Origin of the sequence: Uliginosibacterium paludis, assembly GCF_039631355.1 — a bacterium.
In the GTDB taxonomy this organism is placed as follows: Bacteria; Pseudomonadota; Gammaproteobacteria; order Burkholderiales; family Rhodocyclaceae; genus Uliginosibacterium; species Uliginosibacterium paludis.
On the sequence record NZ_JBDIVF010000004.1, the window covers coordinates 46,894 to 60,984 of the forward strand.

The 14,091-nt window shown below is 67.3% G+C and carries 8 protein-coding genes; 2 read left to right on the plus strand and 6 right to left on the minus strand.

What is annotated here, in order from left to right:
* Nucleotides 1–248: 248 nt before the first annotated feature.
* Nucleotides 249–2,357: a gamma-glutamyltransferase gene (gene ggt / locus ABDB87_RS12265; protein ID WP_345927414.1), complete on the plus strand. Its 2,109-nt coding sequence runs from the start codon at nucleotides 249–251 to the stop codon at nucleotides 2,355–2,357.
* A gap of 100 nt (nucleotides 2,358–2,457) precedes the next feature.
* Nucleotides 2,458–2,913: a hypothetical protein gene (locus ABDB87_RS12270; protein WP_345927416.1), complete on the plus strand. Its 456-nt coding sequence runs from the start codon at nucleotides 2,458–2,460 to the stop codon at nucleotides 2,911–2,913.
* A gap of 94 nt (nucleotides 2,914–3,007) precedes the next feature.
* Here the strand turns inward: ABDB87_RS12270 and ABDB87_RS12275 are convergent, their stop codons facing one another.
* The 6 genes from ABDB87_RS12275 to ABDB87_RS12300 all read right to left on the minus strand — a co-directional run bounded on the left by ABDB87_RS12275 (nucleotide 3,008) and on the right by ABDB87_RS12300 (nucleotide 13,987).
* Nucleotides 3,008–4,618, minus strand: coding sequence for a methyl-accepting chemotaxis protein (locus tag ABDB87_RS12275; protein ID WP_345927418.1), 1,611 nt, complete (start codon nucleotides 4,616–4,618; stop codon nucleotides 3,008–3,010).
* A gap of 273 nt (nucleotides 4,619–4,891) precedes the next feature.
* Nucleotides 4,892–6,595, minus strand: coding sequence for an ABC transporter ATP-binding protein/permease (locus ABDB87_RS12280; RefSeq protein WP_345927419.1), 1,704 nt, complete (start codon nucleotides 6,593–6,595; stop codon nucleotides 4,892–4,894).
* Complete coding sequence (locus tag ABDB87_RS12285) at nucleotides 6,592–9,414, minus strand: M16 family metallopeptidase (RefSeq protein ID WP_345927420.1); 2,823 nt, start codon at nucleotides 9,412–9,414, stop codon at nucleotides 6,592–6,594. Before ABDB87_RS12285 ends, ABDB87_RS12280 begins: the two co-directional genes overlap by 4 nt.
* A 68-nt stretch (nucleotides 9,415–9,482) precedes the next feature.
* Nucleotides 9,483–12,320: a hypothetical protein gene (locus ABDB87_RS12290; protein ID WP_345927422.1), complete on the minus strand. Its 2,838-nt coding sequence runs from the start codon at nucleotides 12,318–12,320 to the stop codon at nucleotides 9,483–9,485.
* Nucleotides 12,321–12,524: 204 nt separating this feature from the next.
* Nucleotides 12,525–13,514, minus strand: a complete 990-nt coding sequence (locus ABDB87_RS12295; RefSeq protein ID WP_345927424.1) for a FecR domain-containing protein — start codon at nucleotides 13,512–13,514, stop codon at nucleotides 12,525–12,527.
* Entirely contained in the window at nucleotides 13,496–13,987 is a 492-nt protein-coding gene (locus ABDB87_RS12300) for a sigma-70 family RNA polymerase sigma factor (protein ID WP_345927426.1), read from the minus strand. The genes ABDB87_RS12295 and ABDB87_RS12300 overlap by 19 nt, the downstream gene beginning before the upstream one ends.
* Between the last annotated feature and the right edge of the window lie 104 nt (nucleotides 13,988–14,091).

Below are 14,091 nucleotides of genomic sequence, written 5' to 3' on the forward strand. Positions count from 1 at the left end.
ATGCTGACCGGATATCCGGCCGGCTGCGTTCATCCTCCTGCTGCGGCCACCGGCCGGTCCGGGCCCTCACTTGCCGAACTGCCCGGAAGGGCAGGTGCAATCAGGCTGGAAGCAGGGGGCCTTGTCCCGACAGGCAGGTCGTGCGCCGGCTCCGCTCAGGCAAGCGTCATGAAGCTGGCCCGGCTTCTGCTATGGCTGTCCGGCGGGCCTCCTGCCCGCAGCCCTCAACAGATCAGGAGAACCAGGGAATGAGAAAAAGAAAGATCGGCGCCGCCCCCGGCGCCCTCGCACTGACCGCCCTCACCCTCGCGCTGCTCGGCGCCTGTGGTGGCGGCAGCAGCAACAGTGGCAGCCCGGCCAGCAGTGCCACCAGCAGCGCCGCCAGCAGCAGTTCCGTAGCCAGCGCGGCCTCAAGTGCTTCAAGCGCGGCTTCCAGCAGCTCGGGCGCTGCATCAAGCAGTGCGTCCTCGATCACCGCAGCAAATGCCTGCACGGTGCTCGCCAGCGACGGCAGCACGGTTGTCGTGGGCTCAGGTCTGGCCGGAGACCCGGCCGCACCTGAAGCCGCTTCGGGCTACCGCACCGGCAAAACCACGCGCTACGCCGGCAGCTTCATGGTGACCAGCGCCAGCGCACTGGCCAGCAAGGCCGGCTGCGAGATTCTGGCCGCAGGCGGCAATGCGGTGGATGCCGCGGTCGCCGTGCAGGCAGTGCTGGGCCTCACCGTGCCGGAAGCCACCGGCATCGGCGGCGGCGCCTTCATGCTCTACTACGATGCAACGAACAAAACGGTGCAAGCCTATGACGGACGCGAGACCGCGCCGGCTGCTGCAACCGAGAATTACCTGCGCTACATCGACGACGCCAGCGACCAGACCACGCCCAAGCCGAGTGCGCGCGCCAGCGGTCGCTCGATCGGCACGCCGGGCGTGCTGCGCATGCTGGATGCGGCCTGGCAGGATCATGGTGCCAAGCCCTGGAAGGGGCTGTTCTCGAACGCCATCACGCTCTCGACAGAGGGTTTCCAGATCAGCTCGCGTCTGGCCTCGGCCATCTCGGGCGCCTCCAGCTCGCTGAGCCGGGATGCCGAAGCCAAGGCCTACTTCCTGAACGCGGATGGAAGCGGCAAAGCTCAGGGCACGACACTGAAAAACCCCGACTACGCAGCCACCCTGAGCGCCATCGCAAACAGCGGAGTGGATGCCTTCTATACCGGCAGCATTGCCCAGGCCATCGTCGACAAGGTGGCGCAAAGCACCGGCGAAGACGGCTCGGTGATGACGCCGGGCAAGACCACGCTGGCTGACCTGGCCGGCTACGAGGCCAAACGTCGCACGGCGGTCTGCTCGACCTATCGCGACTATTACATCTGCGGCATGCCGCCGCCCTCCTCCGGCGGCATCGCGGTGGCACAGACACTGGGCATCCTGGAGAACTTCGATCTCGGCGCCGCAGCGAATCTGCCGACCAGCTACGACGTGGAAGGCGGCCGGCCTTCGGTGCAGGGCGTGCATCTGATCTCGGAAGCGGAGCGCCTGGCCTATGCCGACCGCGATCAGTATGTGGCCGACACCGATTTCGTCGCCCTGCCCGGGGGCAGCTGGAGCGCGATGCTGGACAAGACCTATCTCAAGAACCGCGCAAACCTGATCAGCCTCAGCGCCAGCATGCATACCGCTTCCGCCGGCAGCTTCCCGAGCAGTTCGGTACTGGCGGCTGACCACACGCCGGAACAGGGCACGAGCCACCTGACCATTGTCGACAAGCAGGGCAATGTGGTGACGATGACGACCACGGTGGAGTCGAGCCTGGGCTCCTTCCACTTCACCAAGGGCTTCATCCTCAACAACCAGCTGACCGACTTCTCGTCGGCACCGGCTGACGCCAGCGGCACACCCTATGCCAACCGGGTAGCGGCTGGAAAGCGCCCGCGCAGCTCGATGTCTCCGACCCTGGTGTTCCGCAAGACAAGTGCCGGCGGCATGGGTGACTTCGTAATGGCCACCGGCTCACCGGGCGGCTCGACCATCATCCAGTACGTCGTGAAGACGCTGGTGGCCTCGCTGGACTGGGGCCTGGACGCGCAGCGCGGCACCAACATGATCGACTTCGGAGCGAGCAACAGCGCCACCACGTCGCTCGGCGGCGAGCACCCGAACCTCGACACCAGCAACAGCGGCGCCAATGACAGCCTCATTACCGGGCTCAAGGCACTGGGCCACACGGTGTCGACCAGTGCGCAGGCAAGCGGCATCGGCAGCATCATCCGGATGACGGTAAATGGCCAGTCAGTGCTGGCCGGCAGCACCGATCCCCGCCGCGAAGGCCTGGTGCTGGGCGACACCGTCACGCCCTGAGCCCCGCATCACCCGGCCGGTGCAACCGCCCTGCCGGCCACAGCCGGAAGCGTCAGGCCTGCGGGCGGCGCTTCCGGTTCTTTTCTACAAGGACTGATTCATGCACGACCTGAAACACCTCACCCGCCCGATGTTCTTCATTCTGGCAATGGGCTTCGCCCTGCCCGCTCATGCCGGCCCGGCGAGTGACGCGCTTGCGAGCTGCCTTGCCGAAAAGGCGACCGACAAGGATCGCACCGCCCTGGCGCGCTGGCTCTACAGCGCCATGGGCACCCATGCCGGGCTGGCCGGTGAAGCAAAAATCACCGCGGCCGAACGCGAGGCGGACAGCCGCGCCGTCGGCACGCTCTTCACCCGGCTGGTCAGTACCGACTGCGCGACATTGTTCAGGAAGGCCTATGAAGCGGACGGCGAGGCCGGCACCCGCCCGGCCTTCGAGCAGCTCGGCCGACTGGCCCTGCAGGAAATCATGAGCAGTCCGGACGTGCAGAAGGCCAGCGGCGCCTTCCAGGAATTCGTTGATCAGAAGGCGCTCGGCAAGGCGCTGGGCAAGTAAGCGGCACGAGCCACGCGGGCCCTGACCCGCGCGGCACTCAGAGCCTGCTCACGAACCTTGGCGAGAGGCCGGCCGCAGGATGAAGAACGGCCTCTCAGAGCCTGAAGCGGCCGACCGAAGCGCTGATGCTGTCTGCCATGCTGCCCAGCGAGGCCGCCGCCTGGCTGGCGCCATGCACGGCGCGGTCGGATTCCTCCGTCATGGCCGCGATGCGCTCGATCTGCGACGCCAGCCCGTTGCTGGCCGTGCGCTGCTCGGTGGTGGCTTGCGCCACATCGCGAATCTCGGCCAGCGTGGCTTCGGCCACGTCGCTGATGGCCTGCAGCGAGGCCGAAGCCGCCTGCGCGAGCTCCACCCCGGTATTCACGCGCGGCCCGATGGCCTGGATGCTCTCCACCATCGCGCCGGTATCGGACTGGATCACCCGGATGGTTTCGCTGATCGACTGGGTGGCGCGCGTCGTGCGCTCGGCCAGTTTGCGCACCTCGTCGGCGACCACCGCGAAACCCGCACCCACCTCGCCGGCCCGCGCGGCTTCGATGGCGGCGTTGAGGGCCAGCAGATTGGTCTGATCCGCGATCTCGCGGATCTCGCGCGCCACGCTGCCGATCTCCTGCGTGCGGCCGGCCAGATCGACGATCTGCCCGGAAGCGGACTCCACCAGACGCGAGATCTGGCGGATCTCGTCGACGGCGGATCTCACCTGCCGGTCACCCTGTGCGGCGGTGCTCACCGAGCGCCCCGCATGGGTTTCGGTCTCGATCGCGCTCTCGGCGATGAGACCAACACTGACGGCCATCTCTTCAACGGAAGCCGCGGTCGCGGTGGTGGCCTCGGCCGAGGTCTCGGAGGCACGCGCGATGTCCTGCATGGTCTGGCCAATGCGATGGGCCGAGGCATTGAGTTCGCCAACCTGCTCCACCACCTCGCCCACCATGCTGCGCAGGGATTGCTGCATGGCGCCCAGTGCCGCCATCAGGCTGCCCGCCGGCGCAGGCGCCAGATGCTGGCTGAGGTCGCCCCGGGCCACTGCGGTCACCATGCTGGATGCATAGGCCGGCTCGCCGCCCAGCGTGGCGCGGATCCAGCGCGAAAAATGCAGCGCAAAGCCAATCGCGAACACCAGCACCGCCAGCGCCACGCCCGCCATGCGCAGCACATGGGCACGGATCGCAGCCTCGATGTCATCCACGAAAAAGCCGGTGCCCAGCGTCCAGCCCCAGGGCTCGTACACCGTCACGCCGTTGAGCTTGGCGACCTGCGCCTTCTCGCCGGGCTTGGCCTGGAGGATCTCGACGAAAGCCGTCTTGCCCTGCTTGGCCAGCGCCGCGCGGTAGAGCTCCACCACATAACGGCCATCCGGCATCTTCGTGCCCTTGTCGAGCTTGCCGACACGATCGGGATTCACATGTGCGACGAAGCGGTCTTCCGCATCGCGGGCAAACAGATAGTTGTCGCCCCGGCGCAGGCCGACGATGGCTTCAGCCGCGCGCGCCTGGGCGTCGGCCGTGCTGAGCTTGCCGGCCGTTTCCTGCTTGTGCAGCGAATCAAGCATGCCGACCGCCATGCCAAGCAGGTTCTCGATCTGCGCGCGCCGCGCTTCCTGCATGCTCTGACGCAACTGGATCACGCCGTAGCCGCCGACAAGCAGCACGCCGAAAAGGGTGGTGAGGACCAACAGGATCAGGCGGGTAGACAGCTTCACGATTCGCTCCGTACGGGACATAGCTTTCAGTACGGACAAACCCTTATAAAACTTTAGTAATAATTTTCAACGCCTTGCAGGTCCACGCTCCGTTTCTCGCCTGAAACAAGACCGGGTAAGGCTTTGCCCGCAGCATCACGACAGATGGATATTTTGCGGTCCAGCCGGGCGGCGAGCGGCAGGCCAGACAGGAATGAACGTTTGTTTGCCCGATGAGGATCACCCTGCCGGAGCGGGGCAGCAGCGAGCCGCGGCCCCTGCCCGTGCTTCCACTCAGGCCGGCACGCAGGCGCCCTCGGGCTCGGGCTCGAGACCGGGAGTAAGACGTGCGGCCAGATCGATTTGCGCATCAAACAGGCTGCTCAGGCGGCTCTGATGGGTGACGCAGACCAGCGTGACCTGCGGCAATTCGCGGCGGAGCACGTCGAGCAGCGCCACGGCGGCCGCCTCGTCAAGCTGGCTGGTGGCTTCGTCCAGAAAGAGACAGTCCGGCGCCTGCAGCAGCGCGCGGGCGAGCGAGACCCGCTGCTGCTCGCCACCGGAGAGCACCCTTGACCATTCCGCCTCCTGCGCGAGGCAGGAGGCCAGCGCCGGCAGGCCGCACAGCGTCAGCGCGCGGCGCATGGCCGCCTCCGGCTGCAGCGCAGGGTCCGGATAGGAGAGCAGCGCCGCCAGACTGCCACTGGCAAGGTAAGGCTGCTGCGGCAGGAAGAGACTGCGCCCGCGCTGCAGGCTCAGCGCGCCCTGATGAAACGGCCACAGGCCGGCCAGGCAGCGCAGCAGCGTGGACTTGCCCAGCCCGCTGCGACCGGCGATCCGCACCCACTGGCCCGGCTTCACGCTGAAGTCCAGCGCGGGCAGGAGCGTCTGGCCATCCGGCCGCTGCAGTGACAGCCCGCGGGCTTCCAGCTGTGCGGCCTGCGGCAGCGCCTGACGGCCATGACGGGTGGCTTCGATGGCCTGACTGAACTGGGTCAGCCGCGCGACGGTGGCTTTCCACTTGGCGATCTCGTCATAGGCGTGGATGAACCAGCTCAGCGCGGAGGCCGTCTGGGTGAAGGCGGTGCTGATCTGCATGAGGCCGCCCAGGGTGATCGATTTCGCCATGAAGGAAGGCAGCGCGGCGAAGGTCGGCACCAGGCCGTTGATGCGGTTGTAGCTCACCGAGAAGAAGCCCAGCGCGCGTTCGCGATCCATCAGCGCACGCCAGTTGGCGGCGATTTCGCCGAAGCGCTGCATCAGCCGCTGATGCTCGTTCGCGGCACCGCCGTAGAAAGCGATCTGCTCGGCATGATCGCGCCGGCGCAGGAGCTCCGCACGCAGATCGGCCTCGCGGCGCTGCTGCGCGTAGTTGAGCGACTGCAGCACATGGCCGATGCGCTCGGCGACGAAGCTGCCGAAGATGGCGTAGAGGATCGCAAACCACACGAGGTAGCCCGGAATGCGCAGGGTCTGATCCACGAAAGGCAGCACCAGTGCGCTGGAGAGCCCCCACAGCATGCCGGCAAAAGACACGATGCGTGTCACCGCGCTGATGAAGGAGCGCAGGATGTCGAGGCTGTCGGTCACCAGCAGATTCACGTCTTCGGCGATGCGCTGATCGGGGTTGTCCGGCTCGCCGGCAAGGCCCAGACGGTAGAAGGCGTTGTCGCGCAGCCAGTCCGCCATCAGCTGCTCGGTCATGAAGGCCCGCCACTTCAGGATCAGCAGCTTGCGCAGCCAGTCGAGATAGACCGACATCACCACCGCAGCCGCGACCAGACCGCAGTATGTGCCCAGCAGCGGATAGATGCGCGCAGTGTCGACCACCGCCAGCGCATCGTAGAAATCCTTGTTCCAGTAGCTGAACCACACATTGAGCTGCACCAGCAGCACGCCGATGCCGATCACGCTCGCCAGCAGCAGCCAGGCGATGCGGCTGTGCCGCGTGCCCCAGAACGGGCGCGCCAGCACCCAGAAGTCGCGCAGCACGCTCATTGGCCAGCCCCCTTGCCTGCGGCGGCAGGCAGCAGGATCACGCTGGCCATGTCCCGCGTGAGGGCGAGCTCGGCGGCCAGTGCGCGCAGGCTGCGTACATCGACGCCGTCGAGCAGGTGCTGGCTGTCTGCCAGATAGCGGGCATCCCCCCAGCGCGCATGGCTCAGCTGCAGGCGGGCAAAGCGCGAGGCCGCATCGTCGCGCCGGCGTGCTTCAGCGGCCTTCATGTTCCGGATCTCGGTCTCGAGCAGTGCATCGTCGAGCCTTGCCGGCAGCGTCGCCAGCACGCGCTGCGCACGGCCCCAGAGCTCGTCGATGCGCGCCGGGTCGGTGGTGAAATACAGCTCGCTGGCCAGACGCCCGCTTGCGGGGTCCAGCGTCATCGTGAAGTTCAGGCGATAGATGCCGTTCTGCGCCTCGCGCAGCTCGTTGCGCAGCAGGCGGTAGGCCGCCCGCGAGAGCATGGCCACACCGGCGGCCCGTTCCGGTGACCAGCTCATCGGCTGACTGCCGATGGCCCGCACACTGGCCTGCGGCTCGATGCCGATGGCCAGCCGGGACTCATGCCGGCCGGCGCGCTGCAGCAGCGGCTCGGCCGCCACCGCCGCGGGGTCGCGCGGAATGCCCGCGAGATGCCGGACCAGCAGCTCGCGCAGCACGCCCGGCTCGATCTCGCCAGCCAGGAAGTAGCGCACCGGCGCGGCAGACAATTGCCGCACCAGCGCCTCGATCTGCGCCTGCCCCGCCTCGCCTTGCAGCGCCAGCAGCGCCTCGGCGGTGGGGGAAGCGTCGAGCTCGGTAGCTGCGAAACGCAACGTGGCCATCTCGCGTGCCAGCGCGGCACTCACACTGGCCGGCTGCCGCGCGATCTGGCGTGCGAGCTGGCGCAGGCTGCCGCCCAGCGCCTGGGCATCGATCAGGCTGGCGGTCTGCCGCGCCGCGTAGAGCCGCAGCAGATCTTCCAGCCGGGCCGCCGTCGTCTGCGCACTCCAGCTCAGGCTGTCCTCGCGCTGTTCCTGATTGAGGTTCAGCTTCTCTTCGCTTGCCCAGCGGCTCAGGCTGCCCGGCGGCTGGGTGGCCGGCTCGGCCTCGCGTGCAAGCTGGGCCGCGATCTGCCACTGCCAGGCCGGTGCACCCGGCTGGCGATAGCCGGCTGCCGAGCGGGCAGCAAAGCGGAGCTGCGCGTCAGACGTGCGATGCCAGACGAACTCATCGCCGTTTGAAAGCTTCCAGCGTATGACATGGTTCTTTTCGTCCTTCTCCTCGGTCACGAGCTGACCTGCCGGGCCCGGCTCGGGTGCGCGGGCCGGTGCTTCCGGCGCGGCGAGCAGCGGAGCCGGCAGGGGCTCGGCCGCAATGCGTGCGCGCAGCGCTTCCACCTCGGCCTGGGTGGGCAGGCGCAGCGGGCTGAGACCGGGGGCCAGCAGGAAGAGCAGCTGGTCCGGGCTGGCGAGCCATTCGCGCACGCGTGCCTCCACATCGGCTGGCGTGATGCTCGCCATGATGGCCCGCACCTCGGCCTGCTTCTGCTTCGGATCCTGCAGGATGCGCCCCTCGACCACCGCATTCACCAGCAGCTGCTGCCAGCTCGCGGCCTCCCGTTTGTCATGCACTTCGAGCGAGCGGTCATTGAGGCGATGGATTTCGGCGATCTCTGCGGCCAGCGCCTGGCGGTCGACGCCTTCCCGACGCAGACTTTCCTGCGCGAGCAGGATCTGGCGCAGGCCTTCCTGATGACCGCTCACCGACACGCTGCTGGCAAAGCCGAGCGAGGCCACATTGCCGCCCAGCTCGCCGCGCGTGCTGCTGAGGGATTCCACCTCGGCCGGCAGGCCGGCCGCACGGCTGCGCACCCGCTGGCGCACCGCACGCTCGGCCAGACGGTCGATCAGGCGGTTGCGGAATCCGGCGCGGTCCTGCGCTTCATCGCTGGCGAAACGGAAGACCCAGCCGACCTGGCTGGTTCCGCTCTCGGCATCCTGGATGCGGGCGATGCGCAGCTGCGCCGAGAGCGCCGGTGAGGCCGGGTTGCGCACCGGCAGTGCTGCCGGAACCAGTGCGCCAAAGTGCGTCCGGATCTGTGGCACGAGCTGCGCAGGCTCCACATCCCCCACGATCACCAGGGCCATGTTGCCCGGCCGGTACCAGTCCGAATAGAACGCACGCAGCGTGCCGGCCGGTTGGGTGCGGATGCTTTCGTCATTGCCGATGGTGGGCCGCTCCGGGTAGAGCGAGCCCGCGCGCAGCAGGGCACGGCGCTGGCGCTCCATGCGTTCGGTAAGGCCCAGCTTGGTCCGCCACTCTTCGAGGATGATGCGGCGCTCACGCGCCAGACCTTCCTCCGGAATCTGCGCTCCGCCGGCAATCTCCGCCAGCACGTCGAGCCCGGCGCTGATCCGCTCCGGGCGGTTTTCCGGCGCCAGCATGTAGAGCGTGCGCTCGAAGTTGGTCTGTGCGTTGTAATGCGTGCCCACATTCCAGCCGAGGCTGTTCATGTATTCACGCAGGCCTTCGGGATGGCGCTGCGAACTGTGGAAGACCATGTGCTCGACCATGTGCGCCACACCGGACTGGTCCGCACGCTCGTCCAGCGAGCCGACCCGCACCACGAGCTGCATGGAGAGCTGACGGGCGCCGTCTTTGACCGGCACGATGTAGTACGAGAAGCCGTTTTCGAGCGTGCCGCGCATGACGGCGGGATCCCAGCGGAAAGCGCCGTTGCTCCCGGCTGCAGCCGGGGCTTGCAGTGACAGGCAGGCGATGATGAACAGGGCGACGCGCAGCAAGGCGGCGGCAAGGAAGCGATAGACAGATGTCATGAAAACTCCTGCCACGCCGGCGAAGGCGTGGCCAGACAGGGGCAGCGGCGGGAATCCGGAAGGCCGGCTCAGAAGCTGTAGCCGAGTTCGAGTGCGAAGGCGCGACCCCGCTCGTAGGTGGCGTAGGTGTTGCTGACCGAGGTCTTGTTCTTCTGGTCGGTGATGTTCTCGATCGTGAGCTTCACTTCCAGACTCTGGTCGGCCTGGATGCGCGGCGTCCAGCTGATCACCGTGTCGAGCGTGATGGCGCGCGGCAGCGTGGTTTTCTCCCACACATCGACGGTCGTGCCCTCGTAGCTCGTCTCGCCGTTCTGCAGCATCTGCCGGTAGCCATCTCGGATGCGCAGGACGTTGGACACGTTCAGGTGATAGGCCGGCAGACTGCTCATCGCGCCGATGCGCAGGGTCCAGGGCCGGTTGTAGTTGTCGGCCGGCATTTCGGAGTAGCGGATGAACTTGCCGTCGTACTGGATGATCTCGTCATTTGCGAGTGCGCTGCCATACACGTCGGCATAGGTCGAGTAGCTCGACTTCACGTCGCTCTTGTTGAGGGCCAGCCAGAAGCGGGTGGCAGCCGGGCCGGTCTTGAAGGCCTTGCCGCTGTTCCAGCTCAGGGTCCAGTCCTTGGTCAGGCTGCTGCCATCGTTGGTATAGACGTAGCACTGGTTGCCGTCGCAATCGGTCTGTTTGGTGAGCAGGCGCTTGACGATCTGGTCCCGCCCGTCGCGGCGGGTAAAGCGCAGGCTCAGCGGGCCGGCGAGCAGATCGCTGTCGTAGTCCAGCCCTGCCGTCAGCTCATCGTCGAACGGACTGCGCAGGTCTTCAAGCCGGTTGGCAGGCCTGCTCTGCGTTGCAGTGCCCCAGGTGAGGGTGCCGCTGCGGGTCTGGGTGTAGAGCAGCGAATTGATCTTCTCCTGCATGGCATACGCAAAAAGGTTGCGGCCGTAGTAGCGATTGGCGCCGATATTGAAGGCGAGCGGCTCGCTGGCCTGCCAGGTCAGGCTGGAGCGCGGCGCGAAGTTCGTCTCGGTGGTGAGCGAATCGCGATCCATGCGGCCACCCAGACGCAGCTTGAAGTTGTGCCACACCGCTTCGTCTTCGAGATAGGCGCCGAAGGTCTGCGCATCCACATCGAAGCTGCCGGCCTTGTAGGTCATCAGGCGGCGGAAATACTGCCCCACGGTCTTGCCCACTGTCGGCGTGGTCGAGCAGGCTTCGGTATCGAGCGCGCCGCTGCTGGTCTGGCAGCGCGAGATCGCGCCGGTGGTCGGCAGGTCGGCCACGGTGAGGTAGTAGCGGTTGTCTTCGAGGCGTTCGTATTCGGCATGCTTCTTCTGGTACTCGAAGCCGGTGCTGAGGCGGTGCCGGGTGTCGCCCAGACGCAGCTCGCCGAAGGCAGATTTGAACTTGTAGGCGAGGTTCTGCATCGTCTGGTCGAGGTCACCCCGGGCGCCCTCGCCGCTGGAGGCGTTGCTCTGCGTCGGATCCCCCCAGTTCTTGTCGGCCGACCAGCGCCAGTTGCGGTAGTAATCGGCATCGCTGCGGCGTGACTGATCCATCTGCGAAAAGGAGAGCTGCTGGCTCAGCGTGGCGCCGTCCAGTTTCGATTCCAGATGGCCCGCGAGATTCAGGCCGCCCGAGCGGATGGTGTAATCGCTGTTGCGATAGTTCTCGATGAAATAGCTGTTGGCCGTGGGGGCATAGACCAGCGACACGTCCCCCTTGTGGGCGCTGCCGGCGGGTGCGAAGTCGGTCTTGATGACCAGGGTGTCCTGCACGCGATGCTGGGTCACCTCGCGGCTCTCGGTCGTACCGGTGTTGCTGGTGCTGAAGCGCTTGAGGGGAATGTCCGACTGCTTGCGAACCACGCTCATCAGCACGCCCCAGGTCGGATCAGGGCGGGTCTCGAGCGCGGCCTTGTAGGTCCACTTCCTGAATTCGGGCTGGTTGTCGGCGCTGGAGGATTGCTCGAACTCTTGCTGCTTGGCCGGATCGATGAAGAGGTGCGTCCAGTCAGACGAGGTGTAGCCGATACCCAGTGTGCCGCCAAAGCGCTTGCGTGCCGCGCAGATCTTCGCGTCCACCACCCCGCCGGTGAAGCGGCCGTACTCGGCCGACACGTTCGAATCCTTGACCGTGACTTCGCACAGGATGCTGCTGTCGATGGCCATCGCCTGGGCATTGCCGGGGATCAGGTCGACGCTCTCGGTCACGGTCTTGTTGCCCGGATCGAGATCGTTGGCGATGGACACGCCATCGACCAGGATCTCGTTCTGATAGGGCTTGGCGCCGTGGATGCTGATCTCGGCCGGCGCGATCTCGCCCGCGGTCTGCGAGGAGAGCTGGGTCTCGCTGTACTGGATGTTCGGATTGAGCTTGAGCTGGCTGGTGAGGTCACCATTGATGGCCGGCAGGTTGCGGATCATCTGCCGGTCGAGCGCCTCCACACCCGGCAGATGGCGCGCGCTGACGCGCACCTCGGGCAGCTCGGCCGAAACCGCGTCCTGTGCGCGCGCCGGCTTGCGCGGCGGCGGACTGCGACGCAACACGAAACTGCCAGCCGCGGCCGGTGCCGCTTCGAATCCGCTGCCTGCCAGCACGGCGGCAAAGCCTTCGGCCGTGCCGAAACGCCCCTGGACGCCTTTCGACTGCAGGCCGCGAAGCTGCCCGGCGTCAAAGGAAAGCACCACGCCCGCCTCCGCGGCAAAGCGGTTCAGCGCCTCGGCCAGCGGGCCGGCCGGAATCGCGTAAAGCCGTGTCGCCGAGGCGGCAGCACTGCCCTGAGCCAGCGCTGGCGCCTGCCAGGCGAGGCCCATGCCGGCAAGCCAGAGGGCAAGAAACACGGGACGCCGGCGCTGCGGGCAGCCGGCAGGGGCGGAAAGGCGTCGGGGATTGGGCGAATTCATGTCGTTACCTGCGAATGAGTGTCGTTTCATTCGGTAGGCCGAACGAGTCCGCAAAAAGGACACTGCGTGCTGAAAAATTTTTGCCGTCGATCTGAATCCGGGCCCTGCCCGCTCCGGTGACGGGCACGCCAGAGGCCGCCCCGGCAAGCCCTGCGGCTTGCCGCTGAGGGCTGCGTGCGAGGCGCAGGAGAAGCTGGCGCCCGCTCAGGGGCGGCGCGGCACGAGGCGCAGCGCCTGATCCGCGCCGGTCTCGACCCGCAAGCCGTGCAGGGCCGCGATGCTCTGGAGCGAGCGCTCCGGCTGATCCACCAGATAGCTGCCCGAGATGCGCAGGCTGGCGATGCGTTCATCACAGCGGATCGGCCTGCCCGACTGCGCGGCGAGTTCGCTCGCGAAGCGGGCCAGCGGCATGTCCAGCACCACCAGCTGGCCGCGCGTCCAGGCCTCGTCACCCGCCTGCGCAGCGGCGGGTGTGCCGCGCGCCTCCGCCGAGAAGCGCACCCGCTGGCCTGCCACCAAGCGCAAGGGCGGCAAGGCGCCCTGCGGCTGCGAGAGCTCCACCGCGTGTTCCTGAACGGCGAGCGTCGTGCCGGTGGCATCCTGCTGCAGCGTGAAACGGGTGCCCAGCGGCCGCACCACACCATCCCGCGCCAGCACCTGCAGCGGCCGCGGGGCGGCCGCATGGGCCGGATCATGCCCGCTCACCACCTGCAGCGATCCCGTCTGAAGGATCAGGCGCCGCTGCGCCGCATCGAAACTCACGCCTACCCGGCTCGCCGAGCCCAGCAAGAGCCGGGTACCGTCCGCCAGCTGCAGCTCGCGCCGCTCACCCGGCGCGGTGGCCAGCCACTCGACCTTCGCTTCGGTGGCGGCCTGCATCCACAGAAAGCTCAGCCCGCAGAGGAATGCCAGCCCCGCCCAGAGCGCCACGCGCCGGCTCTTGCGGGACGCGACCGCGCCCAGCGCATGCCGGGACTGGGCAGGCGCCTGCCGGAGCAGGCCCTGCATGCGCTCGACCCGCGACCAGGCGCTGCGGTGCTCGGGCGAGCTGTCGTGCCAGCGCTGCCATTCGGCACGGTCGCCCGCATGCGCATCCTCGGCGCACAGGCGCACATACCAGGCTGCAGCGGCCTCCAGATGCGCGTCAGCATCCGGCTGACTGCCCCGGGCGCTGCTCACAGGCAGCGCAGGCATTGCAGCACGGCCTTGTGCATGTATTTCTTGACGCTGCTGACCGAGACACCCAGCTCGAGCGCGATCTCGGCATAACTCAGGCCGTCGAGCTGCGAGAGCAGGAAAGCCTGGCGCGCCCTGGCGCCCAGGCCATCGAGCATGCGGTCGATCTCGCAGAGGGTTTCGAGCAGGATCGCGCGCTCCTCGAGCGAGGGCTGGCTGGCTTCGGGCAGCATGGCCAGCTCGGCCAGCCAGGCCCGCTCGAGATCCTGACGACGGAAATGATCGACCAGCAGACCGCGCGCGATGGTGGCCAGGTAGTGGCGGGGCTGGGCGAGCTCGGGCGGCCGCTCACCGGCCTGCAGGATGCGCAGGAAGGTGTCGTGCGCGAAATCGGCGGCCCGATCCGAACACTGCCCGAGGCGCCCCCGCAACCATCCGGTGAGCCAGGAATGGTGTTCGCGGTAGAGGCCTTCGTGTGTCTGGGCAAGCATTGCAGTCGGACAGCAGTGATAAGTTGAGAACGATTATCATTTGCTACATCCATTTTCACAAGAGGCGGGGCTCGATCCCGTCACGCCCGTCCGCGTTCTCCGGC

Bases quoted from the DNA above. Each gene is read 5' to 3' on its own strand.
- ggt (WP_345927414.1), top strand. From the start codon at position 249: ATGAGAAAAAGAAAGATCGGCGCCGCCCCCGGCGCCCTCGCACTGACC.
- ABDB87_RS12270 (WP_345927416.1), top strand. From the start codon at position 2,458: ATGCACGACCTGAAACACCTCACCCGCCCGATGTTCTTCATTCTGGCA.
- ABDB87_RS12280 (WP_345927419.1), bottom strand. From the start codon at position 6,595: ATGAGCGTGCTGCGCGACTTCTGGGTGCTGGCGCGCCCGTTCTGGGGC.
- ABDB87_RS12285 (WP_345927420.1), bottom strand. From the start codon at position 9,414: ATGACATCTGTCTATCGCTTCCTTGCCGCCGCCTTGCTGCGCGTCGCC.
- ABDB87_RS12290 (WP_345927422.1), bottom strand. From the start codon at position 12,320: ATGAATTCGCCCAATCCCCGACGCCTTTCCGCCCCTGCCGGCTGCCCG.
- ABDB87_RS12295 (WP_345927424.1), bottom strand. From the start codon at position 13,514: ATGCCTGCGCTGCCTGTGAGCAGCGCCCGGGGCAGTCAGCCGGATGCT.
- ABDB87_RS12300 (WP_345927426.1), bottom strand. From the start codon at position 13,987: ATGCTTGCCCAGACACACGAAGGCCTCTACCGCGAACACCATTCCTGG.